This is a genomic window from Mesorhizobium sp. M0772, from assembly GCF_040320135.1.
GTDB lineage: Bacteria > Pseudomonadota > Alphaproteobacteria > Rhizobiales > Rhizobiaceae > Mesorhizobium.
Genome location: NZ_JAMYPB010000005.1, coordinates 93,778 through 119,039, shown reverse-complemented (window position 1 = coordinate 119,039; position 25,262 = coordinate 93,778). Strand labels below are relative to the sequence as shown.

The 25,262-nt window shown below is 63.2% G+C and carries 21 protein-coding genes and 1 pseudogene; 10 read left to right on the top strand and 12 right to left on the bottom strand.

The window, feature by feature from the left end; genetic code table 11:
* Positions 1-6: 6 nt before the first annotated feature.
* The 3 genes from NKI06_RS05240 to NKI06_RS05230 form a co-directional block, all read right to left on the bottom strand.
* The gene (locus NKI06_RS05240) at positions 7-966 is read right to left on the bottom strand and encodes an ABC transporter permease (RefSeq protein ID WP_023671388.1); all 960 of its coding nucleotides are present in this window, start codon (positions 964-966) and stop codon (positions 7-9) included.
* A gap of 16 nt (positions 967-982) precedes the next feature.
* Complete coding sequence (locus NKI06_RS05235; RefSeq protein WP_023671387.1) at positions 983-2,569, bottom strand: ABC transporter substrate-binding protein; 1,587 nt, start codon at positions 2,567-2,569, stop codon at positions 983-985.
* Positions 2,570-2,723: 154 nt separating this feature from the next.
* Positions 2,724-4,709, bottom strand: a complete 1,986-nt coding sequence (locus NKI06_RS05230; RefSeq protein WP_352984354.1) for a CocE/NonD family hydrolase — start codon at positions 4,707-4,709, stop codon at positions 2,724-2,726.
* Between the two features lie 182 nt (positions 4,710-4,891).
* Between NKI06_RS05230 and NKI06_RS05225 the strand changes: the two are divergent.
* Together NKI06_RS05225 and NKI06_RS05220 are read left to right on the top strand one after the other, a co-directional pair.
* Positions 4,892-5,144 (top strand): annotated as a pseudogene (locus NKI06_RS05225) (BrnT family toxin).
* The gene (locus tag NKI06_RS05220; protein ID WP_023671384.1) at positions 5,131-5,442 is read left to right on the top strand and encodes a BrnA antitoxin family protein; all 312 of its coding nucleotides are present in this window, start codon (positions 5,131-5,133) and stop codon (positions 5,440-5,442) included. Before NKI06_RS05225 ends, NKI06_RS05220 begins: the two are co-directional and overlap by 14 nt.
* Positions 5,443-5,452: 10 nt before the next feature.
* Here NKI06_RS05220 and NKI06_RS05215 read toward each other — a convergent pair whose 3' ends face one another.
* From NKI06_RS05215 to puuE, 4 genes are read right to left on the bottom strand one after another with little or no spacing between them, the layout of a single operon-like run.
* Entirely contained in the window at positions 5,453-6,046 is a 594-nt protein-coding gene (locus tag NKI06_RS05215) for a nucleoside deaminase (RefSeq protein ID WP_352984352.1), read from the bottom strand.
* Between the two features lie 3 nt (positions 6,047-6,049).
* Positions 6,050-6,550, bottom strand: a complete 501-nt coding sequence (locus tag NKI06_RS05210; protein WP_352984350.1) for an ureidoglycolate lyase — start codon at positions 6,548-6,550, stop codon at positions 6,050-6,052.
* Positions 6,547-7,404 (bottom strand): bifunctional allantoicase/(S)-ureidoglycine aminohydrolase, encoded by an 858-nt coding sequence (locus NKI06_RS05205; RefSeq protein WP_502900573.1) that lies wholly within the window; start codon positions 7,402-7,404, stop codon positions 6,547-6,549. The genes NKI06_RS05210 and NKI06_RS05205 overlap by 4 nt, the downstream gene beginning before the upstream one ends.
* Before the next feature lie 32 nt (positions 7,405-7,436).
* On the bottom strand, positions 7,437-8,855 hold the full coding sequence (puuE, locus tag NKI06_RS05200; RefSeq protein ID WP_352984348.1) for an allantoinase PuuE: 1,419 nt from the start codon (positions 8,853-8,855) through the stop codon (positions 7,437-7,439).
* A 184-nt stretch (positions 8,856-9,039) separates the two neighbouring features.
* Between puuE and uraH the strand changes: the two genes are divergently transcribed.
* The 4 genes from uraH (at position 9,040) to xdhC (ending at position 14,395) form a co-directional block, all read left to right on the top strand.
* Entirely contained in the window at positions 9,040-9,414 is a 375-nt protein-coding gene (gene uraH, locus NKI06_RS05195; RefSeq protein ID WP_023815952.1) for a hydroxyisourate hydrolase, read from the top strand.
* A gap of 3 nt (positions 9,415-9,417) precedes the next feature.
* Positions 9,418-10,899, top strand: a complete 1,482-nt coding sequence (gene xdhA / locus NKI06_RS05190) for a xanthine dehydrogenase small subunit (protein WP_352984346.1) — start codon at positions 9,418-9,420, stop codon at positions 10,897-10,899.
* Complete coding sequence (gene xdhB / locus NKI06_RS05185; RefSeq protein ID WP_352984344.1) at positions 10,899-13,265, top strand: xanthine dehydrogenase molybdopterin binding subunit; 2,367 nt, start codon at positions 10,899-10,901, stop codon at positions 13,263-13,265. Before xdhA ends, xdhB begins: the two co-directional genes overlap by 1 nt.
* 74 nt (positions 13,266-13,339) lie before the next feature.
* On the top strand, positions 13,340-14,395 hold the full coding sequence (xdhC, locus tag NKI06_RS05180; protein ID WP_352984342.1) for a xanthine dehydrogenase accessory protein XdhC: 1,056 nt from the start codon (positions 13,340-13,342) through the stop codon (positions 14,393-14,395).
* Here the strand turns inward: xdhC and NKI06_RS05175 are convergent.
* The 3 genes from NKI06_RS05175 to NKI06_RS05165 all read right to left on the bottom strand — a co-directional run bounded on the left by NKI06_RS05175 (position 14,392) and on the right by NKI06_RS05165 (position 17,617).
* A complete protein-coding gene (locus NKI06_RS05175; protein WP_352984340.1) occupies positions 14,392-15,651 on the bottom strand; it encodes an LLM class flavin-dependent oxidoreductase in 1,260 nt (419 codons plus the stop codon). The two genes, xdhC and NKI06_RS05175, sit on opposite strands and share 4 nt — an antisense overlap.
* Positions 15,648-16,589 (bottom strand): LLM class flavin-dependent oxidoreductase, encoded by a 942-nt coding sequence (locus tag NKI06_RS05170; RefSeq protein WP_352443547.1) that lies wholly within the window; start codon positions 16,587-16,589, stop codon positions 15,648-15,650. Before NKI06_RS05170 ends, NKI06_RS05175 begins: the two co-directional genes overlap by 4 nt.
* 107 nt (positions 16,590-16,696) lie before the next feature.
* Positions 16,697-17,617, bottom strand: a complete 921-nt coding sequence (locus NKI06_RS05165) for a LysR family transcriptional regulator (RefSeq protein WP_352984338.1) — start codon at positions 17,615-17,617, stop codon at positions 16,697-16,699.
* Positions 17,618-17,752: 135 nt separating this feature from the next.
* Between NKI06_RS05165 and NKI06_RS05160 the strand changes: the two genes are divergently transcribed.
* From NKI06_RS05160 to NKI06_RS05145, 4 genes are all read left to right on the top strand, one after another.
* Positions 17,753-18,970 carry a urate hydroxylase PuuD gene (locus NKI06_RS05160; RefSeq protein ID WP_352984337.1) on the top strand — a complete coding sequence of 406 codons (1,218 nt, stop codon included), beginning with the start codon at positions 17,753-17,755 and terminating at the stop codon, positions 18,968-18,970.
* A 2-nt stretch (positions 18,971-18,972) separates the two neighbouring features.
* Positions 18,973-20,289 (top strand): guanine deaminase, encoded by a 1,317-nt coding sequence (gene guaD, locus NKI06_RS05155; protein WP_023819675.1) that lies wholly within the window; start codon positions 18,973-18,975, stop codon positions 20,287-20,289.
* Between the two features lie 310 nt (positions 20,290-20,599).
* Positions 20,600-21,103 (top strand): heme-degrading domain-containing protein, encoded by a 504-nt coding sequence (locus tag NKI06_RS05150; RefSeq protein WP_023819676.1) that lies wholly within the window; start codon positions 20,600-20,602, stop codon positions 21,101-21,103.
* Entirely contained in the window at positions 21,100-22,380 is a 1,281-nt protein-coding gene (locus NKI06_RS05145; RefSeq protein WP_023819677.1) for a glycerate kinase type-2 family protein, read from the top strand. The genes NKI06_RS05150 and NKI06_RS05145 overlap by 4 nt, the downstream gene beginning before the upstream one ends.
* Positions 22,381-22,518: 138 nt before the next feature.
* On the opposite strand, the gene NKI06_RS05140 is transcribed toward NKI06_RS05145, so the two are convergent.
* Positions 22,519-23,988, bottom strand: a complete 1,470-nt coding sequence (locus NKI06_RS05140) for a UdgX family uracil-DNA binding protein (RefSeq protein ID WP_352984335.1) — start codon at positions 23,986-23,988, stop codon at positions 22,519-22,521.
* A gap of 2 nt (positions 23,989-23,990) precedes the next feature.
* Positions 23,991-25,226 carry a putative DNA modification/repair radical SAM protein gene (locus NKI06_RS05135; RefSeq protein WP_023694722.1) on the bottom strand — a complete coding sequence of 412 codons (1,236 nt, stop codon included), beginning with the start codon at positions 25,224-25,226 and terminating at the stop codon, positions 23,991-23,993.
* Positions 25,227-25,262 lie beyond the last annotated feature (36 nt).

Genomic DNA, 25,262 nt, shown 5'->3' with positions numbered 1-25,262 from the left:
CGCCGCCTATTTCGGATGTCTGAGGCGCGGATTGGCGACAATCGCCCCGATGTCCGCAATGATGTTCAGGCTGATATAGACGGCGGCGAAGACCAGGCCGACCGCCTGCACCACCGGCACGTCGCGCTTGGTGACGTGGTCGACCAGATATTGTCCCATGCCGGGATAGACGAAGATCACCTCGACCACGACGACGCCGACGATGAGGTAGGCGAGGTTGAGCATGACGACGTTGATGATCGGCGCGATGGCATTGGGGAAAGCATGCTTGCGGATGACGTTGAAGGCCGACAGGCCTTTCAGTTCCGCCGTCTCGACATAGGCCGACTGCATGACGTTGAGGATGGCCGCGCGGGTCATGCGCATCATATGCGCCAGCACAACCAGCGTCAGCGCGGTGGCTGGCAACGCGATCGCCTGCATGCGCTCGCCGAACGGCATGCCGTCATAGACCGTGGAAATGGCCGGGAACCATTGATACTTCACGGCAAAGAAATAGACGAGCACATAGCCGATGAAGAATTCCGGGAAAGATGTCGAGGCGAGCGCCAGGCCGGAGATCAGCTTGTCGACCCAACCATTGCGGTAGCGCACGGCGATCAGGCCGAGGATGATGGCCAGCGGCACGGCCACGATCGCAGCCCAGAAGGCGAGGAACAGCGTGTTCCACAGCCGCCCCTTGATCGACGTGGCAATATCCTGGCCGCTCGACATCGCCGTGCCAAGATCGCCGGTGAGCACACCGCCTAGCCAATGGAAATACCTGATGTAAGCCGGCTGATTCAGGCCGAGCTGCTCGCGCAGATTGGCGAGCGATTCCGGCGTCGCCGATTGTCCGAGAATGGCTTGCGCGACGTCGCCGGGCAGGATCTGGGTGCCGGCGAAGATCAGGACCGAAACGGCCAGCAAGAGGACGATGCCCAGCGCAACGCGCTGGGCCACAAGTTTCACGACGGGTGAGGACATATCCGCAAAGCCGGGCTCAGGCTTCGAGCCAGCACTTCGCCAGCGCGTAGCCGTTCATCAGCTCCTGATGCGGATCGTCTACCCAGCCGCCGACCTTGGCGCCTGTCGCATCGATGAACTGATTGAACATCGGCAGGATCAGGCCGCCCTCGTCGCGCACCAGCACGGCCATGTCGTGGTACATCTGCTTGCGCTTGGTCTCGTCGAGTTCGGCGCGTGCGGCCAGCACCAGCTTGTCGAAGTCCGGACGCTTGAAACGGGTGTCGTTCCAGTCGGCGGTCGACAGATAGGCGGTCGAGTACATCTGGTCCTGGGTCGAGCGGCCGCCCCAATAGGAGGCGCAGAAGGGCTGCTTGTTCCAGACCTCGTTCCAGTAGCCGTCGCCGGGCTCGCGCTTGAGCTCGATCTTGATGCCGGCCTTGGCCGCGCTCTGCTGGAAGAGCTGCGAGGCGTCGACCGCGCCCGGGAAGGCAACGTCGGAGGTGCGCAGCAGCACGGTGCCGTCATGGCCCGACTTCTTGTAGTGGAACTTGGCCTTGTCGGGATCATATTTGCGCTGCTCGATCTCGGAAAACAGCGGATAGGACGAATTGATCGGGAAGTCGTTGCCGAGCGAGCCGTAGCCGCGCAGCACCTTGTTCAGCATCTCTTCGCGGTCGATCGCGAGCTTCAGCGCCATGCGCAGGTCGCTGTTGTCGAAGGGCGCGGTGTTGCAATGCATGATGAAGACATAGTGGCCGGGGCCGGCATGGTTGCGGATGGTGACGCCGGGTACGCGCTTGATGAGGTCGACGATCTTCGGCTCGACGCGGTTGATCATGTTGACCTGGCCGCCCTGCAGGGCCGCCGTGCGCGCGGTCGCGTCGTTGATGACGATGATCTCGATCTGGTCGGCATGGCCCATCTTGTCGGCCTGCCAGTAATTGGCGAAGCGCTCGCCGCCATGGCGCACGCCGGGCTCGTTGGTAGTGACCTTGTAGGGTCCTGCCGAGATGCCGGCATCCGCCTTGTCCTTGCCGCCGTTGGGCTGGACGATGAGGTGGTAGTCGCTGAGGAGATAGGGAAGGTCGGCGTTGGCCTCCTTCAGCGTCAGGACGACTTCCTTGCCACTGGCCTTGATGCTGTCGATGCCTTTCATGTAGCCCAGCGCGCCGGACTTCGACTTTTCATCAGAATGGCGCTCGAGCGTTGCCGCCACATCCTCAGCGGTCACCGTCTTGCCGTTGTGGAATTCGACGCCGTCGCGGATTTTCAGCGTCCACACCTTGGCGTCGTCCGACGAGCCGATCTCTTCGGCGATGCGGTTCTCGAGCTTGCCTTCCGGAGACAGCTCGACGATCAGTTCGCCCCACATCTTGCCAAAAGCGAACGGCACTTGCGTCATGAACAAAGCCGGGTCCAGGCTGTTCGTGGATTCGCCGCCGACGAGGCCGGCCTTCAGCGTGCCGCCCTTGACCGGGCCTTCCGCGCGAGCCGCACTGGAAAGCAGCATATTGGCGAAGGGCGCTGTGACGCCGAGTGCTGCGGCGCGGCCGAGGAAATCACGACGGCTCAGCTTGCCGGACGCAACGCGCCGGCTCAGATATTCGAGTTCGTTGGACATTTGAGTTCCTCACTCTGTTGGTTCGACCTTATGGTCGTTTTTTGCTTGTTGTTACCAAAGGGATATTGACCGGAAGGCAAAGCCGTAAGCAAGACGGAATGCGACATGCCGTGGCGTAAATCGTGCGTCGCAACTGGACCAGTCGGGTGGACGCTCAGAGCAGGTCGCGCGGGATCGTCTCTTCGAAATCGCGTTCGAAAACCAGCGTTTCGCCCTCATAGGCTTCGATTCTGGCGCTGACGATGAAGTTTTGCGCATCGCAGCGCATTTCAGCCGACGTCTCGGTGCGCACCGACCATCCGTTTCGCGACAAGGTCTGCGTCCAGTGCGTGCGGCCCGAGGCAGACAGCGGGTCGTCGGGGTGGATCGTCCAGCTCTCGCGGGCAATGCTGCCATTGGCCAGTCCATGCGCGAGATCGCGCACTTCGCCGAAATCATCCGTGATCGAGAGCGTGACGATGCCGGTCTTCTCATCGCGATCGACGTGACGCTCGGAATTCGCTGCACGAACTGTCGCGGTTGCCCAGGGTGTTGCGCCTTCGGGAGACTGGAATGAAGTCTCGTCGCTTTTTGCGAGCGGGCGCAGCGGCAGCCTCAGCGTCGCCGCTGAAAGGTCGAGCCGCACCGGCTCCGGCGACGGCCAGATCATCGGCCAGTAAGCATTGGAAACCGCGATGCGCAGGCGGTGTCCGGCCGGCACGCGGTAGGCGCACTGGTCGAGAATAACGCGCGCCGAAACCGTTTCGCCCGGCACCAGCGCTTGCGGCTGTTCGTGCGAAGAACGATGCGTCAGGTTGAGCACGCCGTAGGAGATCAGTTCCGAGGCGCCGTCGGGGTGCACGTCGCACAGCCGCACCGCGATGTTCGCCTGCGGGCGATCGGACGACACCCGGATGAGAAGCTCCGGCGCGCCGACGATGTCGAGTGTCTCGGCAAGCACAGGCTGATCGAAGCAGACGGACAGCGCATCGTCCGGGCGCTGGTCGCCCGGCAGTTCCGGGCCAAAGGTGAAGGGAAAATATTCGCCGCCGGCGAGCCCGCAGCTTTGCGGGGTCGCCACGATCGCCGGCCTGACGCCGTCAGCAATGAGTTCGATCACCCCGACCTTGATGTTGGGAGACGGCCATTCCTGTTCGGCCACCCAACGGCCCGGCCGCTCCGGGTGCCAGCGCGCCGGCCGCACACTGTCCATGACATAGGCGCGGTAGTCCGGGTCGGCCTCGACGCCGGTGTCGACGCCCTTCAACCAGCTGTCCCACCAGCGCAACGCCTCCTGCAGGAAGCCGATGGCGGGTTTGGGTTCGGCATAATGCGGGTATTTGTGGATCCACGGCCCGACAATGCCCTTCACCGGCGCCTGGATGTTGGTGACCAGATGCGAAATCGTGTTGCGATAGCCGTCATGCCAGCCGCCGATCGACAGCACGGCGGCTTTGACCGCGGAGAAATCCTCGCAGATCGAACCGCGTTTCCAATAGGCGTCGCGATGCTGATGGCTGAGCCAGAGCGGCAGAAGGAAAGTCTGGTTCTCCAGCCGCGTCAGCCAGAGGTCGCGCCAGCGGTTGTCGCCCGCAATCAGCGGATCCGGCGGTCGCGACGAATAGGACAACATGGTCGAGGCCCAGCCGAAATTTTCCGTCAAAAGGCAGCCGCCCTTGTAGTGGATGTCGTCGGCGTAGCGGTCGACGGTCGAGCACAGGCTGATCACCGCCTTCAGCGCCGGCGGCTGCTTGGCTGCCACCTGCAGGCAGTTGAAGCCGCCCCAGGAAATGCCCATCATACCGACACTGCCGTTGCACCAGGGCTGTGCTGCCGCCCAGGCAATCACATCGCAGGCGTCCTGCAATTCCTGCTCGGAATATTCGTCGTCCATCAGGCCTTCGGAATCGCCATTGCCGCGCATGTCGACGCGGATCGAGGCGTAGCCGTGGCCGGCAAAATAGGGATGCGTCAGTTGATCGCGAAAGATGGTGCCGTCGCGCTTGCGATAGGGCAGGTGCTCAAGGATTGCCGGCACCGGATCCTCGCTCGCATCGTCCGGCATCCACACCCGCGCCGACAGCCGGCAACCATCCGGCATGACGATGCCCATATCGGGGAATTCGATGACCTTGCGGGGAAATTCGGTGATGGTTTTCATGCGATGCTCCAGGATGTCAGTGACGCATGAAGCGGGCATGTCATGAAGTCAAACGGGCGACGGCCGGTGTCGCCGCGACGACGCCACGATATGTAGCCCGATTGTTTTGTCCTGATGTTGCAGGATTATAATTAATGTATTACATTTATTAACTGAACCCAACGTGATGAGGATGGTTTCGCCTGAAAATCGTTTGGGATGAGCCAAAGCGCGTGACGAACCTGGACAGCCGGGGTCTCGATTTTGCCGAACTCGTATTGAGTTTTTTGCGACTTCAACCGTCCTTCCAGCCAAGGCCGACCGGTTCAAGGCGATTGGCGAATTCGGAGAGATCATCCTGGCCGTGATTTTCAAGCCGCTTGGTTCGGAGGCGATTCGGTGATCTCGATGCGCCGTGCCAGCCGAAAGGAAAGGTCAGTATATGAACAATCCTAAATCGCGTGTTCGACCGCTTACCGATGCGGAGGAAGTGGAAATTCAAAGACAAATTGTTGATGATCCCGACGATGCGGAGACGACAGACGAACAGTTGGCGCAAGCCAGGCCTTTCGCGGAAGTGTTTCCAGAACTTTTCGAGAGCATAAGGCGTGCTCGTGGCCGGCCAGCCGTGGAGAAGCCTAAGCAAGTCGTGTCCATCCGTCTGGATCAGGATGTCATCAGTAAATTCAAGGCGACCGGCAAGGGCTGGCAGGCCAGGATCAACGAGGTGCTGAAAAACGCGAAGGTAGGCTAGGCAATCCGCGTCAGTTCAGCGGAATGTCGTTTTCGGACTTGCGCGCCTGATAAGCGCCGGACAGTTCGTCGTAGCGGGTGGAAATATTGCCGATCCTTGCCTCAAGCCGGCCGCGCTCGGCCTCGGGCAGCGCCCGCACCAGCCTGCGAATGGAAAAACTCTTCCAATAAGCGTTCTCGGCATTGTAACCGCCGGGATCGAGAGTGAAGACCTCTTTCAGGATTTTCAGATCGTGCGGGATCGCAAAGCTGTCGCGTGAATCCTCGTGGCTGAAGAGGTAGTGGAAATTGTCGAAGCCGGTCCAGGTGATCGCCGACAGGCAGAGCGAGCAGGGCTCATGCGTGGCGATGAAGATGGCGTCCTTGGTGTCGACGCGCTCGGCTTTCGGCATTTCATAGAAACGCTTCAGGCAGTGCACCTCGCCATGCCAGAGCGGGTTTTCCATCTCGTTGTTGGTTTCGGCCAGCACCAGCGAGCGGTCGCCCTTCCGCAGGATGGCGGCGCCGAACAGCTTGTTCCCATGGGCCACGCCCTCTGCCGTTTTCGGCACGATGTCGTGCTCGATGACATCGAGCAGGCGGTCGATCAGCGATATGTCGGTCATTTCTCAGGTCTCGTTGGGGAGATGGATTTCGTAGGGGTGCGAGAAATGGAACTCTTCGAGGTTGGAGCCGTCACCGCCGCGGTCGACGATGACGAAATCCTGCGCTTCACCGAGTGGTGTCAGCACGCCGTGCCAGAGATTGCGCGGATAGTTGACGCCTTGCCCCGGTGCGGTGATGAAGGCATGCGGCTCGCGCGGACCGTCCTTGCCGTCATGGCAGACGACGACCAGGAAAGGCCGCGGTGAGAGCGGGATGAACGCCTGGCTGCCTAAGGGATGGCGCTCGACCATGGTCAGCTTCAGCGGCAGGTCGTAAGGCGTGCCGCGAGCCATCGAGATCAGCACGCGGGCATTCGGTCCCACGGCTTCAGCGGTGGCGAGATTCTGGTAGCGCTCGGTCTTGCCGCCATTGATCGGGTAGTGATTGCCGCCGCCCATGTCGATGACATCGCCGAAGCCGGCAAAGCTTTCGCGGGTCAGCGGCCGCGCTGTGATGCGGGTCACCGCGCGCGACCGCCAATGCCCGCCCCGCCGAGCTTGGCGTGCCGGTTGACGTCCTTGTAAAGGAGATAGCGGAATTTGCCTGGGCCGCCCGCGTAGCAGGCCTGCGGGCAGAAGGCGCGCAGCCACATGAAGTCGCCGGCCTCGACCTCGACCCAGTCCTGGTTGAGGCGGTAGACCGCCTTGCCTTCCAAGACATAGAGCCCGTGCTCCATGACATGCGTCTCGGCAAACGGGATGACGGCGCCAGGCTCGAGCGTAACGATGGTGACATGCATGTCGTGGCGCATGTCGGCTGGATCGACGAAACGGGTCGTCGCCCAGCGACCCTCGGTGCCGGGCATCTGCGTCGGCGCCATTTGCTGGTCACTGCTGAACAGGACTTCCGGCGCGTCGATGCCGTCGACGGCCTCATAGGCCTTCCTGATCCAGTGGAAGCGTACGGCGTCGCGACCTTCGTTGCGCACCGTCCAGCCGCTGTCCGGCGGCAGGAAGGCAAAACCGCCGGCTTGCAGCACGTGCTTCTTGCCGGCCAGCGAAACGGTCAACTCGCCCTCAACCACGAACAGCACGCCCTCGGCGCCGGCGTCCGGCTCGGGCCGGTCGCTGCCGCCGCCGGGCAGGACCTCGACGATGTACTGCGAAAATGTCTCGGCGAAACCCGACAGCGGCCTGGCGATGATCCAGGCCCTGGTCTCGTCCCAGAACGGCAGGGGGCTGGTGACGATGTCCTGCATCACCCCCTTTGGTATGACCGCATAGGCCTCGGTGAAGACGGCGCGGCCGGTCAAAAGCTCATTTTGGCCGGGATGGCCGCCATGCGGCGCGTAATAGGTTTTCTGGTCAGTCTTGATCATATCCATTGGGTCCTGACCCCTCAGTCATTTCATTAGAGCGGGAGCATGTCTTTCAGGCGGAGCAGCGCAATGCGCTCGACCTGTTTGCAGGCGGTATCGAGTTCGATGCCGCGGCTGTTGCCGATGCGCGCCTCGAACTCGGCGAGGATCTCCTCCTTGGTCTTGCCCCGCACCGCGATGATGAAGGGAAAGCCGAAGGTGGTGACGTAAGCGGCGTTGAGCTTGGAAAACAGCTCGCGCTCCTTGTCGGTCAGCGCGTCGAGGCCGGCGGAGGCCTGCTCGCGTGTGGATTCCGCAGTGAGGCGTCTCGCTTTGGCCAGTTTGCCAGCGAGATCGGGATGGGCGTTGAGGACGCCGATCCGCTCGGTTTCGCTGGCGGCGCGGAAGACGCGGCAGAGCGCATTGTGCAGGCCGCCGGCGCTGTCATGCGCCGGCCCAAGCTCCAGCTCATAGGCACGTTCGGCGATCCAGGGCGAATGTTCGAACACGCCGCCGAAAGTGTCGACGAAGGTCTCGAACGCCATCTTCGACGGCTTGAGCGCCGCCGGCTGGTAAGGGTGGTTCTCCTGCCAGTGCCTGGCGATATCGATGCGCCGTGCCAGCCAGACCTTGTCGTGCGATCTGACATAGTCGACGAAGCGCTTCAGCGCCGCCACCCGCCCGGGACGTCCGACGAGGCGGCAATGCAGGCCGATATTCATCATCCGCGGCCGGCCCGCTTTGCCCTCGGCATAGAGCGTGTCGAAACTGTCCTTCAAATAGGAGAAGAACTGGTCGCCGGAATTGAATCCCTGCGGCGTGGCGAAACGCATGTCGTTGGCATCGAGCGTGTAGGGGATGACGAGTTGCGCGCCGCCGCTGTGCTCGAACCAGTAGGGCAGTTCGTCGTCATAAGTGTCCGACACATAGTCGAAGCCGCCCTCTTCGGCCACCAACCGCACCGTATTGACCGAGGTGCGGCCGGTGTACCAGCCGGTCGGCCGTTGGCCTGTCACCTCGTAGTGCAGCTTGATCGCCGCTTCGAGGTCGCGGCGCTCGTCCTCGGCGCTGTGGTCGCGGTAGTCGATCCATTTCAGCCCGTGCGAGGCCATTTCCCAGCCGGCCTCCTGCATCGCCGCCACCTGGTCGGGCGACCGGGCTAATGCTGAGGCGACCCCGTAGCAGGTCACCGGCACTTGCGCCTCGCTGAACAGGCGCAGCAGCCGCCAGAAGCCTGCCCGCGCGCCATATTCGTAGATCGATTCCATGTTCCAGTGGCGCTGGCCGACCCAGGGCGCGGCGCCGACGATTTCCGACAGGAAGGCTTCCGAGGCCTTGTCGCCGTGCAGCACGCAGTTCTCGCCGCCTTCCTCGTAGTTGACGACGAATTGGACGGCCACATGCGCACCGCCCGGCCATCTCGGATCCGGCGGATTGGCTCCGTAGCCGCGCATGTCTCTAGAGTAACGCATTGCCCCTCCCCGCCGGACGCTGCCGGAAGTTGTGATCAGGATAGTCGAAAGGGTTGCTCGCGCATTCCCCCGAAATTTTTGAAAGTGTTTTTGTGCCACTCCGCTCGACCGGGACTTATGCATCGCCTTTAATTGGCGCACAATTCACTGCTTTGTTCGGCTGTATCGGAAATGGGAGGCGCCAGTGGCAGAAACGTCGAAAGCCGATGGCGGACGTCTGACGACGCATGTGCTCGACACCGCGACCGGCAAGCCGGCGGCGGGCCTGTCGATCGCGCTTTATCATCTTGAGAGCGACGCGCGGATACATTTGAAGACCGTCGTCACAAATGCCGACGGCCGCTGCGATGCGCCGCTGCTGGCAGGAGCGGAGTTCCGCTTTGGCGAATACGAACTGGTCTTCGCCGCCGGTGACTATCTACGCGGCCAGGGCACCAAACTGCCGGAACCGGCCTTCCTCGACAGCGTGCCGATCCGCTTCGGCATGGCAGAATCCGTGCATTATCACGTGCCGTTGCTTATCTCTCCCTATGGCTACTCGACCTACAGGGGGAGCTGACGCATGGCCAAGATCACCATACGCAACGAGATCCGCTTCATCCTCAATGGCAGGGATGTCGCGCTGTCATCGGTGGCGCCCGACGCGACCTTGCTCGACTGGCTGCGGCTCGACCGCTCGCTGCGCGGCACCAAGGAAGGCTGCGCCGAGGGCGATTGCGGCGCCTGCACGGTCCTGGTCGGAAAATTGTCCGCCGGCAAGCTGGTTTATGAAAGCGTCAATGCCTGCATCCGTTTCCTCGGTTCGCTCGACGGCACCCATGTCGTCACCGTCGAGCATCTGCGCGGCGCGCCTGGCCAATTGCATCCGGTGCAGCAGGCGATGGTCGATTTCCACGCTTCGCAATGCGGCTTCTGCACGCCGGGATTCGTCATGTCGCTCTACGGCTTGTGGATGAAGTCGCCGGACCCGTCGAATGCGGCGATCGAGAAGGCCTTGCAAGGCAATCTTTGCCGCTGCACCGGCTATGAGGCAATCATGCGCGCCGCGCGTGCCATCTCCAGCTACGGCAAGGCGGCGAAGGATCCGCTGGCGGCCGAGCGCAAGGCGATCACCGCCAGGCTCGAGGCTATGCATGACGGTGCCCGCGTCGAAATCGGCGCCGGCAAGCTGAGGTTGGTCGTCCCGGCCAACGCCGATGATTTCGCCGCTGTACTGGATAAGGAACCCGACGCCACTGTTGTCGCCGGCTCGACCGACGTCGGCCTGTGGGTCACCAAGCACATGCGCGACATCTCACCGGTAGTCTTCATCGGCAATCTCGAGGGGCTGTGCGCGATCTCCGAAGACAATGACGTCATCACCATCGGAGCCGGCGTTACCTACACCGACGCCTTCGCGACACTGGCCAAGCGCATCCCCTCGCTCGGGCCATTGTTCGACCGCATCGGCGGCGAACAGGTACGAAACATGGGCACCATCGGCGGCAACATCGCCAATGGCTCGCCGATCGGCGACACGCCGCCGCCCCTGATCGCGCTTGGTGCGCAACTGACGCTGCGCCGCGGCAAGAAGCGGCGCACCATCGCGCTCGAGGATTTCTTCATCGCCTATGGCAAGCAGGACCGGCAGCCAGGCGAATTCGTCGAGGCCGTGCACGTTCCCGTGCCGGCCAAGGGCACGAAGTTTGCCGTCTACAAGATCACCAAGCGCCGCGACGAGGACATCACCGCAGCCCTTGGCGCCTTTTTCCTCGACTTGGCCAAGGACGGAACCGTGGCCGATATATGCATCGCCTATGGCGGCATGGCGGCCACCCCGAAGCGGGCTTTCGGTGTCGAAAAAGCGCTGCTCGGCAAGCCGTGGACGGAGACAACGGTGGAAGCGGCCATGGCTGAATATGCCGGCGATTTCACCCCGCTGACCGATATGCGGGCATCGGCCGAATACCGGGCGCTGGCGGCCAGGAACCTGCTGCTGCGCTTTTTTGCCGAAACCAGCGGCAGCAAGGCGCCGTTCCAGGTGTCACGCAACGAGGCGGCCTGATGAACAAGCACGCCTCTCCAGATCTCAAGGCGCAGAAGATTTCCGGTGGCGTCGCCGCCGACCAGCGCCACGATTCCGCGCACAAGCATGTCAGCGGCAGCGCGGTCTATATCGACGATATGCCGGAACCGGCGGGCATGCTGCATGGCTGCCTCGGCCTGTCCACGGCGACGCATGCGACGATCAGCAAAATGGATCTGTCGGCGGTGCGCGCGGCGCCGGGCGTCGTCGATGTGCTGACGGCCAAGGACGTTCCGGGCGAAAATGACATTTCGCCGACCGGTCGACACGACGAGCCGGTGCTGGCCGACGACAAGGTGCAGTTTTATGGTCAGCCGATCTTCTGCGTTATTGCCAAGACGCGCGAACAGGCGCGCCGCGCCACCCGGCTGGCCAAGGTCGAATACAGTCCATTGCCTTTCGTCACCGACATTGGCGATCTCGACCCCCGCAAGGACAAGCTGGTCACGCCGCCGCTCACGCTGAAGCGTGGCGATGCCGCTGCCGCGATCAAGGCGGCGCCGCGCCGGCTGAAGGGCAAGATGCGCATCGGCGGCCAGGAGCATTTCTATCTCGAAGGCCATATCGCAGTGGCCATTCCTGGCGAGGACCAGGACGTCACCATCTATTCCTCGACCCAGCATCCGAGCGAAGTCCAGCATATGGTCAGCCATGCGCTGGGCGTGCCGAGCAACGCCATCACAGTGGAAATCCGCCGCATGGGTGGCGGCTTCGGCGGGAAGGAGACGCAAGGCAACCAGTTTGCGGCATTGGCTGCGATCGCCGCCAAGAAACACCATCGCGCGGTCAAGATCCGGCCCGACCGTGACGACGACATGATTGCCACCGGCAAGCGCCATGACTTCCTCGTCGACTACGAAGTAGGTTTCGACGACGCCGGCAACATTCTTGGCGTCGACTTCATGTTCGCGGCGCGTTGCGGCTTTTCATCGGACCTGTCCGGCCCGGTCACCGACCGCGCGCTGTTCCATTGCGACAACACCTATTTCTGGCCGGCGGTGCATGCGCAATCGGCGCCGCTTTACACAAACACCGTGTCGAACACGGCGTTTCGCGGCTTCGGCGGCCCGCAAGGCATGGTCGGCGCCGAACGCGTCATCGACGAGGTTGCCTTTGCCGTCGGCAAGGACCCGCTCGAAATCCGCAAGCAGAATTTTTATGGCACCAGTGGTGATAAAGACGGGGGCCGCAACGTCACCCCTTATCACCAGACGGTCGAGGACAACATCATCCACCGCATCGTCGCCGAGCTGGAGGCGAGCGCCGACTATGCGGGGCGCCGCCGCATCATCCAGGCCTTCAACGCCAACAGCCGCTTCATCAAGCGCGGCCTGGCGCTGACGCCGGTCAAATTCGGCATCTCTTTCACGGCCACCCACTACAACCAGGCCGGCGCGCTGGTGCATGTCTACACCGATGGTTCGGTGCATCTGAATCACGGCGGCACCGAGATGGGGCAAGGCCTCTACGTCAAGGTGGCGCAGGTGGTGGCGGAAGAGTTCCAGATCGACCTCGACCAGGTCAAGATCACCGCGACGACCACCGGCAAGGTGCCGAACACTTCGGCCACCGCGGCGTCGTCCGGCACCGACCTCAACGGCATGGCGGCGCAGAACGGCGCCCGCCAGATCAAGGAACGGCTGACCGACTTCGCCGCCGAAAAATACCAGGTGCCGCGCGAGCAGGTGCTTTTCCTGCCCAACCGGGTGCGCATCGGCAACCAGGAGATCGCCTTCACCGACCTCGTCAAGCAGGCCTATATGGCCCGCATCCAACTGTCGGCGGCGGGTTTTTACAAGACGCCGAAAATCCACTGGAACCGTGACAAGGGCGAGGGCCATCCGTTCTATTATTTCGCCTATGGCGCCTCGTGCTCGGAAGTCTCGGTCGACACGCTGACCGGCGAATATGTCGTCGAGCGCACCGATATATTGCATGAAACCGGCCGCTCGCTGAACCGCGCCATCGATCTCGGCCAGATCGAGGGCGGCTTCATCCAGGGCATGGGCTGGCTGACGACGGAGGAGCTGTGGTGGGACGACAAGGGCCGGCTGCGCACGCATGCGCCGTCGACCTATAAGATCCCGCTCGCGTCCGACCGGCCGAAGATATTCAACGTCACGCTGGCCGACTGGCCGGAGGCCAACGAGCCGACGGTGCACCGTTCCAAGGCGGTCGGCGAACCGCCCTTCCCGCTCGGCATGTCTGTGCTGCATGCGCTGTCGGACGCGGTGGCAAGTGTGGCCGATCATAAGGCCTGTCCGCGTCTCGACGCTCCTGCAACACCAGAACGGGTGCTGATGGCGATCAAACGGCTGAAGGGTGAAGCCGAGAATAGCGCCTGACTCTGACCTGGATTCTGGCAAAACGTGCAATTCAGACTGAAAAACCCTATATTTCCCGTACGGGAATGCGAAATATGAACTCGAAAGTGCAAAGCCTCAGAGCTTTTCTCGCCAGCGCCGACCGGTTTGCCTTGGTCGAAGTGGCCAGTACCAAGGGCTCGACCCCCCGCGAGAAGGGCGCCTTCATGCTCGTCTCGCAGGCGGCGACTTTTGGCACGATCGGCGGCGGTCAGCTCGAGTACATCGCGATCGACAAGGCGAGGCAGATGGTGGGGTCTTCACCCTCCCCTTTGTGGGGGGGGTCGGGCGGGGGGGGGGGGGGGGGGGGGCCCCGCCCCCCCCCCCCCCCCCCGGGGGGGGGGGGTGCGGACGATCGTGCCAAGCCACCCCGTTTCGCTGACGCCGCCACACGGCGTCCGCTCACCGACCCTCCCCACAAGGGGGAGGGTAAAGAAGCCCGCATCGGCTTCGACGAAGTCTGCGCCACGCTTGACGTGCCGCTAGGCCCCGAGATCGGCCAGTGCTGCGGCGGGCGCGTCGAAGTCTTGATCCGTGTCGTCGATGCCGCGCTTACTGCCGAGCTGATCGCGGCCGCAGAAGCCGAGGAAGCCCACCTGCCGCATGTCTATATCTTCGGCGGCGGCCATGTCGGCCGGGCGCTGGCCTCGACTGTTGCACTTCTTCCCATGCGTGGTGTCGTCATCGAGACGCGGGCCGAAGCGCTGGAAGGCATGCCGGAAACCGTCGAGACGCGGCTGACGCCGATGCCCGAGGCCGAGGTGCGAAACGCCCCCGCCGGCACCGCCTTCGCCATCCTCACCCACGACCATGCGCTGGATTTCCTCATCGTCGCCGAAGCGCTGAAGCGCGACGACGCGGCCTATGTCGGCATGATCGGCTCGAAAACCAAGAGAGCGACGTTCAGGAACTGGTTCCTGAAATCGGCTGAGGGCACGGAGGCTGAGTTCGCCCGCCTCGTCTCGCCGATCGGCGGCGATGCGGTCAAGGACAAGCGCCCACCGGTCATAGCTGCGCTGGCCGCGGCCGAGATCATGACGGCGCTGGTCGCGCACGGCGCGGCACCGGCGGTAAGCCAGCAGGCGCGGCAAGGCCAAGAGGTAGCCGGCTAATCTTTTCTATCCGACCGCTTCAGGCCAAGATGATCTCGCAAGGTGCTGCCTTCGTATTCCCGACGGAACAGTCCGCGCCGCTGCAGTTCCGGCACCACCAGCGTGGCAAAGGCATCGAGCTCGCCGGGGAAGTATGACGGCATGACGTTGAAGCCGTCCGCGCCGCCGCCCTCGAACCGCGCCTGCAATTCGTCAGCGATCCGCGCCGGCGTGCCGACGATACGCCAATGGCCACGTGCGCCGGCGAAATGGCGCGCAAGCTGGCGGATCGACAGGCCGTCGCGGCGCGATTGTTGGATGACCAGCGCCTGGCGGCTTTTCATGCCCTCGGTCTCCGGCAGTTCGGGCATCGGTCCGTCGATCGGATAGCTCCCGAGATCGGAGATGCTGAGATAGCTGGACAGTAGCGCCACGCCGACATCGTCGGGGATCAGCGCCTGCAATTCCTCCTGTTTCTCCCGCGCTTCGGCCTCGGTGTCTGCCACCACCGGGGAGACGCCGGGCATGATCTTGATGTCGTCGGGTTCCCGCCCATAGCCCGCCATACGGCCCTTGAGGTCGTCGTAAAAGGCCTTGGCTTCCTCGAGGGTCTGCGCCGCCGTGAACACGACGTCGGCGGTGCGGGCGGCAAGGTCGCGGCCGACATCCGAGGCGCCGGCCTGCACCATCACCGGCGCGCCCTGCGGCGAGCGCGGCAGGTCGAGCGGGTCGCGCACCGAAAAGCTCTGGCCGTTGTGACCGTGAAAGCCGCTGCCTTGCCAAAGTCCTGATACCACCTCGGCGAATTCGCGCGCCCGCTCGTAGCGGTCGGCATGCGGTTTCAGGCCCGTCGCGCCGAAATTGGCGGCTTCGATGGGGCTGGCCGACGTCACCAGGTTCCAGCCAGCCCGGCCACCACTCAGATGATCGATCGAGAGAAAGGTGCGCGCCAGCCCATAGGGCTCGTTGTAGCTGGTCGAGGCCGTCGAAACGAGGCCGATGCGGCTGGTCTGGACGGCGAGCGCGGACAGCAGGCTGATCGGCTCGAAGCCGATCGAGCGTGAGGTCTGGCTGGCGATGCCGACATTGGCTTCGCGCAGGCCGGCGGCGTCCTCGCAGAACACCATGTCGAACTTCGCCGCTTCCGCCGTGCGCGCCAGCCGGATGTAATGATCGATGTCGATGCCTGCCGTGACATGCGCCTTGGGGTGACGCCAGGCGGCGATGTGGTGGCCCGTCGCCCACAGGAAGGCGCCAAGCTTCATCTGGCGGGTCATTGCGCTCCTCCGGCAAGTCTGAGATGCGAACGCAAGGTGGTGCCGGGATAATCCGGGCGGACGAGGCTGCGGCGCTGCAATTCCGGCAGCACGCGGCCGATGAAACCGTCAATCGCGGCAGGCGGTATTGCGATGTTGAACCCGTCGCAGCTTTGCGAGCTGAACAATGTTTCAAGCGCGTTAGCAGCGACATCTGCGCCAACGTTCAGCAGCAGCTTGACCGCACCCGGATCGCGTCCGCAGGCCACAACGCGGCGCTTGAGATCGTCATGGCGCGCCTTGGCGTCCTCTGTGGGTCTGTCCAGCAGGACGACATCGGCGGTGCGGGCGGCGATATCCAGGTCGGCCTCGGACAGGCCGGACAGCACCAGCACCGGCGTATCCTGCGGCGAGCGCGCGACGTTCAGCGGCCCGCGCACGGAGAAAAATTCGCCTTTGTGGTCGAGCAGGTGCATTTTTTCGGGATCGTGGAAGCGGCCGCCGGCCTTGTCGAACAGCAGCGCGTCGGCATCCCAGCCCTGCCACAGGCGCTGAACGATGCCGATGTATTCCTGCGTGCGGCGGCGGAACACATCGTCGGAAAATCCATCCGGCCGGCTGAAATTGGCGGCTTCCCGTGGCGCCTGCGCCATGGTCGCGTGCCAGCCGGCGCGGCCATGGCTGATGATGTCGAGCGAAGCAAAACGGCGCGCCAGATTGTACGGCTGGTGAGCCACCGTCGAGGCTGCAGCGACAAGGCCGATCCGACTTGTCACCGTCGCCAGCGCCGCCAGCAAGGTCGTCGCTTCGAAAGAACTCGACCCGGCGCTGTTCGGCGCGGAATCATCGAGGACAATCATGTCCAGCCCCGCCGCTTCCGCTTGCTTGGCAAAGCCGGCCAGGTCGCTAAACCCGAGCGGCTGCCCGGAAGTAATGTTGAGCGAAACGGCAAGATGCATTGTGGCTTGCTGGTCAGTCGGCATGGGACCATCGATCATAGGGCAGCGTATGCGAACCTAAGGTCACCTGCTTGTAAGACAACCCTGGCGACTGGGCCAACAGCCCCTCACTTGCCGGCCAGCAAATCCTTGATCAGCCGCTGGCAACGCTCGGCCATGAAGTCGAGCAACAGCCGCACCTTCGGGTCCTGCAGCTTCTTGTGCGGATAGACGGCGGCGAACTGCACCGGCGTTGGCGGCGTGCTGGCCAGGATGACCTGCAGCCGCCGGTCGCGGATGAAGGGTTCGACCTCGAAGCGCGGCTTGTTGATGATGCCGCGGCCCGACAGCGCCCAGCCGGTCAGCACATCGCCATCGTCGGTGTCGTAGGGGCCGTGCACCTCGAATTTCTGCGGGCCGGACGGCGTCTGCAGCGTCCAGACATATTCGCGCGCCCCGGAATAGCGCAGCATCAGGCAGTCGTGCTTCTTGCCGATCAGCTCCTGTGGCTCCACCGGCTCGCCGCGCGCTTCGAGATATTTCGGTGCCGCCACCAGCACGCGTTCACATTCCATGATGCCGCGCATCCGCAGGCTGGAATCCTCAATGATGCCGAGCTTGAAGGCGACGTCGATGCCTTCCTTCATGATGTCGATATTGTGGTCGGAGAGCCTCAGCCGCACCTCGATATCGGGGTATTTGTCGTGGAAATCCGGAATGCCCGACGCCACCAGCCGCCGTCCAAGGCCGAGCGGGGCGGTCACCTTGATGATGCCGCGCGGCTGGCCGGAAAGAGCCGAGACCGCGGCTTCCGCCTCGGTGATCGCCTCCAGCACCTGCTTGGCGCCGGAGTAGAACACCGTGCCATGCTCCGTCGGCATCAATTGCCGTGTGGTGCGGTTGAACAGCCGCACGCCGAGGTGTTTTTCCAGCTCCTTGATGCGGTTGGAGGCGACCGCCGGCGAAATGCGCATGTCGCGGCCCGCCGCCGAGAGATTACCAAGCTCGACGACGCGGACGAAGACGGCGATGTTGTCGAGATAGGCCATTCGTGGCTCTTTAAGTGGCGGCGTACGTGGTCAGCTTAGTATTTTCCATTTTTTTTTGAAAGTCATCGTACACCTCGCCTCTTTTCGTTTGCGCCCCACACCGTAAAGTCAGCCGATCGGCAGGGACGATTTCACATGATGGATTTCGCGATTTTCTGGGACTGGCTGAGTTTCGCCGTGCGCTGGCTGCACGTCGTCACCGGCATCGCCTGGATCGGCTCGTCCTTCTATTTCGTCGCGCTCGACCTTGGCCTGCGCCAGCGCCCCGGCATGCCGGTCGGCGCATTCGGCGAGGAATGGCAGGTGCATGGCGGCGGCTTCTACCACGTCCAGAAATATCTGGTGGCGCCGGCCGAAATGCCGGAACACCTGACCTGGTTCAAATGGGAATCCTACGCCACCTGGCTGTCCGGCTTCGCCATGCTGTGCGTGGTCTACTATGCCGGCGCCGATTTGTTCCTGATCGACCCCAATGTGCTGCCGATGTCGGTGCCGGTCGGCATCCTTTTGTCGATGGCCACCATCGGCGTCGGCTGGGTGGTCTACGATCTGCTCTGCCGGTCGCCGCTCGGCAAAAGCGACACCGGACTGATGCTGGTGCTCTATGGCGTGCTGGTGTTCATCGCCTGGGGGCTGACGCATCTGTTCACCGGCCGCGCCGCTTTCCTGCATCTGGGCGCCATCACCGCCACGATCATGTCGGCCAATGTCTTCATGGTGATTATTCCAAACCAGAAGATCGTCGTCGCCGACCTGATTGCCGGCCGCAAGCCCGACCCGAAATACGGCAAGATCGCCAAGCAGCGCTCGCTGCACAACAATTACCTGACGCTGCCCGTGCTGTTCCTGATGCTGTCGAACCACTATCCGCTGGCGTTTGCGACGGAGTTCAACTGGGTCATCGCCTCGCTGGTGTTCATCATCGGCGTCTTGATCCGGCACTATTTCAACACCGTGCATAAGCGTGCCGGCAACCCCCACTGGACCTGGATGGCGGCTGCGGTGCTGTTCGTCATCATCATGTGGCTGTCGACAGCGCCGAAAATACTGACCGGCGAGCCCAAGGCATCCGCCGCGGCCGAAGTCTATATCGCCTCGTCGCATTTCCCGGCGGTGCGCGACACCGTGCTTGGCCGCTGCTCGATGTGCCATACGGCCGAGCCGGTCTATGAAGGCATCTACCATGCGCCGAACGGCGTGATGCTCGACACCGACGCCGGCATTGCCGAGCATGCGCGTGAAATCTATTTGCAGGCCGGGCGCAGCCACGCCATGCCGCCCGCCAACGTCACCCAGATCAGCGACAAGGAACGGGCGCTGCTGGTCGCCTGGTTCGAAGGCGCAGGGAAATAGGGATGACCTCCACACTTCTGCGCGGCCGCACCCTAAGCTTCTTGCGCTGGCCCGAAGCCATCGACGACCATGCCGCCTGGCGCTATGAGGAGGATGGCGGCCTGCTGATCCGCGACGGCCGGATCGTTGCCGTAGGCAGCTACACGGAAGTCGAAAAGCAAGCGGGCGACGGTGCGAAAAAGATCGATCATCGGCCGCATCTGCTGCTGCCCGGCTTCATCGATGCGCATGCGCATTTTCCGCAGATGCAGGTCATTGCCTCCTACGGCGCCGAACTGCTCGACTGGCTGAACACCTACACCTTTCCCGAAGAGACCAAATTCGCCAACGCTCAGCATGGCCGCCGCATCGCTCGGCTGTTCCTGGACGAGATGGTGCGCCACGGCACGACGACGGTCGCCGCCTACTGCTCGGTGCACAAGGCGTCTGCCGAAGCGTTCTTTGCCGAATCGCATGCGCGCGGCATGCTCAACATTGCCGGCAAGGTGATGATGGACCGCAATGCGCCGGCAGGCGTGCTCGACACGCCGCAATCCGGCTATGACGATACGAAGGCGCTGATTGCGGAATGGCACGGCAAGGGCCGCCAGCTTTATGCGATCACGCCGCGCTTCGCCATCACATCCTCGCCCGAGCAGCTGGAGATGGCCGGCACGCTCTGCCGCGAAAACCCCGACCTGCACATGCAGACGCATCTGTCGGAAAACCACGCCGAAATCGCCTTCACGCAAAAACTCTATCCGCAGGCGCGCGACTACACCGATGTCTACGAGCAGTATGGCCTGCTGGGGCCAAAGAGCCTGTTCGGCCACTGCATCCATCTCTCGGAACGAGAGGCCGATGCGCTGTCGGACTCAGGCTCCGTGGCGGTGTTCTGCCCGACCTCGAACCTGTTCCTCGGCTCCGGCCTGTTCGACTACCAGCGCATTCGTCGCCGCGACAAGCCGCTCAGGATCGCTGCCGCCACCGATGTCGGCGGCGGCACCAACTATTCGATGCTGCGCACCATGGACGAGGGCTACAAGGTGATTGCGCTGAATGGCGAAAAGCTGAACCCGTTCCAGTCCTTCTGGCAATTGACACGTGGCAATGCCGAGGCGCTGTCTGTGGCGGACAAGGTCGGCACGCTGGATGAAGGCACCGACGCGGACATCACCGTGCTCGACGCCCGCGCCACGCCGGCGATGCGGCTGAGGATGGAGACTGTGGAGACGCTGGCGGAGGAGCTGTTCCTGCTGCAGACATTGGGCGACGACCGTGCCGTGCGCGAGGTCTATGTCGCGGGGCGGCCGGCCAAGATCGATATGATCGCGGGTTAGGACTCATCATCCGCGCGGGACAAGATGATGATTGCGCCTGGTTGCCAAGAGGTTCCCCCACTCCGTCGCCGCGTAGCGGCGCCAACTCTCCCCCTCCGGAGGGAGAGGAAGGAGCCTTTGCTTCGGAGGACGGGCGCCGGTTCGGACAGCTTTGCGCCCTTCCTCTACCCCGTCGATCGGGGGAGAGGTGTCGAGAGAAGCTCGACGGAGTGGGGGGCGATCCTGGCGGGGCAAGACCACCACCGCGACGAGACCTTGACCGGGCGGAGTTTGTCGTACACACGATTTGTAACGATTTCGGAGAACAAAAATGGCCGCCGCGGACGACATCGCTCTGATCCAGAAACAGGAAGAGATGCTGGTCTTCCCGGCCTTCGACGAGGCTGTCGCTTTCAAGGTTGGCTGGGCGATCCGCGAGCGGGCGCTGGCCGAAAAGCTGCCCATCATCATCGACATCAGGCTGTGGGATCGCCCGCTGTTCTATGCCGCGCTGCCCGGTTCGAACGCCTCCAACCCCGACTGGGCTCGACGCAAGATCAATGTGGTGAAGCGCTATCTCAAAAGCACTTATCGCCTGGTGCTTGAGCAGCAGCGTCCGGACCGCACCTTCAAGGTCGGCGAGGGGCTGGATATTGCTGATTACGTACTAGCCGGCGGCGGGTTTCCGGTGACTGTAAAGGGCGTCGGCGTCATCGGCGTCATCGCCGTCTCCGGCCTGCCGGAACGCCAGGATCATGGCGTCGTCGTCGATGCACTGTGCGATCATCTCGGCGTCGACAAGCGTGGACTGGCGCTGGCTGCGGAAGCTGAATGACTGTGCTCGACCCCAAGACTTTTCTCATCTCCATCTTCGACGCCGCCGTTGCCGCCGCCGATCCCGAACGCACGATCAGGGATCATCTGCCGGCTAGGCCGAAGGGCCGCACCATCGTCATCGGCGCCGGCAAGGGCTCGGCGCAGATGGCGGCGGCGTTCGAGAAGGTTTGGGACGGTCCGATCGAAGGGCTGGTCGTCACCCGTTACGGCTATGGCGCCAAATGCGAGCGCATCGAGATTATCGAGGCCGCACATCCGGTACCGGACGCTGCCGGTCTTGAGGCGTCGCGGCGCCTGCTCGAAAAGGTGCGAGGGCTGACCGCGGACGACCTGGTAGTGGCGCTGATATCGGGCGGAGGATCGGCGCTGCTGCCGTCGCCTGCCGCTGGCCTGACGCTCGCCGACGAAATCGCCGTCAACGAGGCGCTGCTCGCCTCCGGCGCGCCGATCGCGGCCATGAACACCATCCGCAAGCATGTCTCAACCATCAAGGGCGGCCGGCTGGCAGCTGCCGCCTGGCCGGCCAAACTGGTATCACTGGTTGTCTGTGACATTCCCGGCGACAACCCGGCCCTGGTGGCCTCCGGCCCGACCGTGCCCGACTCCGGCAACCGCGCCGATGCGCTGGCCTCGATAGCGGCCTATGGCATGAAGCTGCCCGACGCCGTCATGGCGCACATCAACTCGCCAGAGGCCGATGCGCCAGATCCGGATGACCAGCGCTTTTCACGCAATGAAGTGCACCTGATCGCCTCGGCTGGCGTATCGCTGGAAGCGGCAGCCGCTGAGGCAAAACGGCAAAGCATCGAAGCCGTCATCCTCTCCGATTCCATCGAGGGCGAGGCGCGCGAGGTCGGTGGCGTGCATGCAGCCATTGCGCGCGAAGTGGCGACGCGCAACCGGCCGTTCCAAAAGCCGGTGCTGATCCTGTCCGGCGGCGAGACGACCGTGACTTTGCGGGCCCCTGTTGACGGAAAAAGGGGCAAGGGCGGCCGCAACTCCGAATTCCTGCTCGCCTTTGCCATCGGCATCAGCGGCGCGGAAGGTATTCATGCACTGGCCGCCGATACCGACGGCATCGATGGCTCGGAAGACAATGCCGGCGCCTTTGCCGATGGCTCGACCGTCTCGCGCATGCGTGCCGCCGGCATCGACGCCAAGGCGATGCTGGCCGGCAACAATGCCTGGACGGCGTTCAACGCGATCGGCGATCTGTTCGTGCCGGGGCCGACGGGTACGAATGTGAATGATCTGAGGGCAATCCTGATCAGTTAATTCGGCCGTGGCGGCCGAAGTTTCCAACGTTGGATTCACGACCGTGAAGCCACTCAGCTTCGTCATCCCTGGGCGAAGCAGGAGCGAAGCTCCTTGCTCCGCCCGCGGATGACGATGTCGCTGAGGCTTTCGCTCATCTCACGACCCCATCAGCCGCTTCACCTCTCTCATATCCCTGAGAAACCGCTCGCGCTCTGCCTCCTTGTCCGCGGGCTCATGAATACGCAGAATAAAGGAGGGGTGGATGGTGATGAACACGCGCAAGCCATCCTCGCGTTCGATCAACTGGCCGCGCATTTTCGTCACGGCAATGGCCTTGCCCAGCAGCGACAACGCCGCCGTTGCCCCAAGCGCCACGGCGAGGTCCGGCTTGATCAGCTCAAGCTCCCGGCCGATCCACCAGCGGCAGGCCTGGACTTCGCCGGTATTTGGCTTCGAGTGGATGCGGCGCTTGCCGCGCGGCTCGAACTTGAAGTGCTTGACGGCGTTGGTGACGTAGACTTTTTGCCGGTCGACGCCTGCGTCATCGAGAATCGCATCGAACACTTTGCCCGCTGGCCCGACAAAAGGTTTGCCGGCGAGATCTTCCTGATCGCCAGGTTGTTCGCCGACGAAGACCACTTTGGCGTCATCCGGCCCCTCGCCGAACACGGTCTGTGTCGCGTCGCGCCAGAGCGGGCAGCGACGACAACCCTTTGCAGCCTCGCGCAAATCGGAAATCGTCTTGGCATCGTCTTCATCCGGCGCCTCGGCCGGCCCGGGCTTCGGCCAATGTCTTGCCTGCAGCTTGGCGTGGTGCGGCGCCGGCGTTGTCGGCAGTCTGGCAATCATATCCCTGGCGGCCTCGTCCGCTCCTGCGATCAGATCTGGAATGAGCGAGGCCTCGGGAAGGTTCCGCCAATATTTCTTCGGCATCTCCTTCTGCATCGCCGTCAGCTTGAGCCGCGCCGGGTTGAAGATGTTTTCGAAATAGGTCAGCCACAACGCCTCGGTGTCGTCCTGATCGGGTGCATCGCCCTTGGCCGCACCCGGCCCGATCGCCAGCCTTTCGCCGTTCCAGTCGGCGGAGGCATAGGGCGTCAGGATGGTCCAGCGCATGCCGGTGAACCGCCGGACGAAGAAATCCGCGTTGCGCTCGACAATGAAATGCTCCGGCTCGAACCAGGCGACGTAGCGCTCGTTCTCGCCGTCGCCGATCTTCCGGAAGCGTACGAAGGCATGCATCTTATGGCTGTCGCGCCGCACCGCCTTTTCCATGGCTTCGAGCCGCCTGGTGTCGGGATCGGATGCGATCGCCAGCAGTTTCGGCTCGGTGCGCAGGCGCCAAAGCATCCGGTAGAGAAAGGCAAACCGGCCGGGGTCGGAGTGGCAGAAGGCGGTTTCTGCATGGGCGATGAACTCGCGCGGGACGGTAAGCTGCGCGCCCTCTGGCACCGCCGGCAAGGCATCTTGAGGATCATTGGCGTCGGACCCGACACCCCAACTAATATCCTCAGGCCGGACCTCATTCAGCGCCAGACGCCGTGCCGCATCGCGCCAACCGGCGAAATCGGTCTGGCTCGCTAGCCGGACGGTGTATCGGGCAAGGTCGAGCTGGGCCGGCTGCATGGTCAAAACAGCGACAGTTGTTCGCAGGACTTTACGATCGTATCGCGCAGGCCTGTCTTGTCGGTGAGTCCGCCCGGCGACCAGCCTTCGGCGATGATGAAGGGCCTCAGCTTGGCGATCGAATGGCAGATCCGTCCGACATCTTCCAGCCGCATACGTCGGTGGCGGCGGGTTTCAAGGATCTTCGCCACCACCTTGGTGCCCAGACCCGGAACCCGCAGCAGCGCTTCCCGATCGGCGCGGTTGATGTCGACGGGAAACCTCGCCCGATTGCGCAAAGCCCAGGCGAGCTTGGGGTCAATAGCGAGATCGAGCATGCCGTCGCTGCTGCCGGCGAGGATTTCCGGCTGCGAAAAGCCGTAGAAACGCATCAGCCAGTCGGCCTGATAGAGCCGGTGCTCGCGCATCAGCGGCGGTTTTTGCAGCGGCAGCGACGATGACGAATCCGGGATCGGGCTGAAGGCGGAATAATAGACGCGCCGCAGGTGATAGCTGCCATAGAGCCGCGCGCTGGTGTGCAAAATGCCGTCGTCGGATGTTTTGTCGGCGCCGACAATCATCTGCGTCGACTGACCTCCGGGCGCAAAGCGTTCGCGCTTCTTGGTCCTCAGCGTCGGCTCGGCTTTTTCCTCCATCTTCCGGCGCAGGTTCGCCATGGAAAGCCGGATCGTTTCCGGCTTCTTCTCCGGCGCCAGTTTCTTGACGCCCTCATCGGTCGGCAGTTCGACGTTGATAGACAGCCGATCGGCGTAGAGCCCGGCCTGCTCGACCAGTTCGGCCGAGCTTTCCGGAATGGTCTTCAGATGAATATAGCCGGAGAATTTTTCGTCCAGCCGCAGCCGCCGCGCCACTTCCACCATTTCGGCCATGGTCTCGTCCGGGGAGCGGATGACTCCTGAGGACAGGAAGAGGCCCTCGATGTAGTTGCGCCGGTAGAAATCCATGGTCAGCTTCACCACCTCGTCGATGCTAAAGCGGGCGCGGCGCACATTCGATGACGAGCGGTTGATGCAGTAGCTGCAATCGTAAATGCAGAAATTGGTGAGCAGGATTTTCAGGAGCGAAATGCAGCGGCCATCCGGCGCATAGGAATGGCAGATGCCCATGCCTTCTGTGGAGCCGATACCGCCGGATTGGAGCGAATCCTTCTTCGCCGAGCCGGACGAGGCGCAGGAAGCATCGTATTTGGCGGCGTCAGACAGGATTGCCAGCTTTTCACGGACGGTGGGTGCGCTCATCCGTTCATGATATGTTCTTGAAGGCTGCAGCGCCAC

Bases quoted from the DNA above. Each gene is read 5' to 3' on its own strand.
- NKI06_RS05240 (WP_023671388.1), bottom strand. From the start codon at position 966: ATGTCCTCACCCGTCGTGAAACTTGTGGCCCAGCGCGTTGCGCTGGGC.
- NKI06_RS05235 (WP_023671387.1), bottom strand. From the start codon at position 2,569: ATGTCCAACGAACTCGAATATCTGAGCCGGCGCGTTGCGTCCGGCAAG.
- NKI06_RS05230 (WP_352984354.1), bottom strand. From the start codon at position 4,709: ATGAAAACCATCACCGAATTTCCCCGCAAGGTCATCGAATTCCCCGAT.
- NKI06_RS05220 (WP_023671384.1), top strand. From the start codon at position 5,131: ATGAACAATCCTAAATCGCGTGTTCGACCGCTTACCGATGCGGAGGAA.
- NKI06_RS05215 (WP_352984352.1), bottom strand. From the start codon at position 6,046: ATGACCGACATATCGCTGATCGACCGCCTGCTCGATGTCATCGAGCAC.
- NKI06_RS05205 (WP_502900573.1), bottom strand. From the start codon at position 7,404: ATGATCAAGACTGACCAGAAAACCTATTACGCGCCGCATGGCGGCCAT.
- puuE (WP_352984348.1), bottom strand. From the start codon at position 8,855: ATGCGTTACTCTAGAGACATGCGCGGCTACGGAGCCAATCCGCCGGAT.
- xdhA (WP_352984346.1), top strand. From the start codon at position 9,418: ATGGCCAAGATCACCATACGCAACGAGATCCGCTTCATCCTCAATGGC.
- xdhB (WP_352984344.1), top strand. From the start codon at position 10,899: ATGAACAAGCACGCCTCTCCAGATCTCAAGGCGCAGAAGATTTCCGGT.
- xdhC (WP_352984342.1), top strand. From the start codon at position 13,340: ATGAACTCGAAAGTGCAAAGCCTCAGAGCTTTTCTCGCCAGCGCCGAC.
- NKI06_RS05175 (WP_352984340.1), bottom strand. From the start codon at position 15,651: ATGACCCGCCAGATGAAGCTTGGCGCCTTCCTGTGGGCGACGGGCCAC.
- NKI06_RS05170 (WP_352443547.1), bottom strand. From the start codon at position 16,589: ATGCATCTTGCCGTTTCGCTCAACATTACTTCCGGGCAGCCGCTCGGG.
- NKI06_RS05165 (WP_352984338.1), bottom strand. From the start codon at position 17,617: ATGGCCTATCTCGACAACATCGCCGTCTTCGTCCGCGTCGTCGAGCTT.
- NKI06_RS05160 (WP_352984337.1), top strand. From the start codon at position 17,753: ATGATGGATTTCGCGATTTTCTGGGACTGGCTGAGTTTCGCCGTGCGC.
- guaD (WP_023819675.1), top strand. From the start codon at position 18,973: ATGACCTCCACACTTCTGCGCGGCCGCACCCTAAGCTTCTTGCGCTGG.
- NKI06_RS05150 (WP_023819676.1), top strand. From the start codon at position 20,600: ATGGCCGCCGCGGACGACATCGCTCTGATCCAGAAACAGGAAGAGATG.
- NKI06_RS05145 (WP_023819677.1), top strand. From the start codon at position 21,100: ATGACTGTGCTCGACCCCAAGACTTTTCTCATCTCCATCTTCGACGCC.
- NKI06_RS05140 (WP_352984335.1), bottom strand. From the start codon at position 23,988: ATGCAGCCGGCCCAGCTCGACCTTGCCCGATACACCGTCCGGCTAGCG.
- NKI06_RS05135 (WP_023694722.1), bottom strand. From the start codon at position 25,226: ATGAGCGCACCCACCGTCCGTGAAAAGCTGGCAATCCTGTCTGACGCC.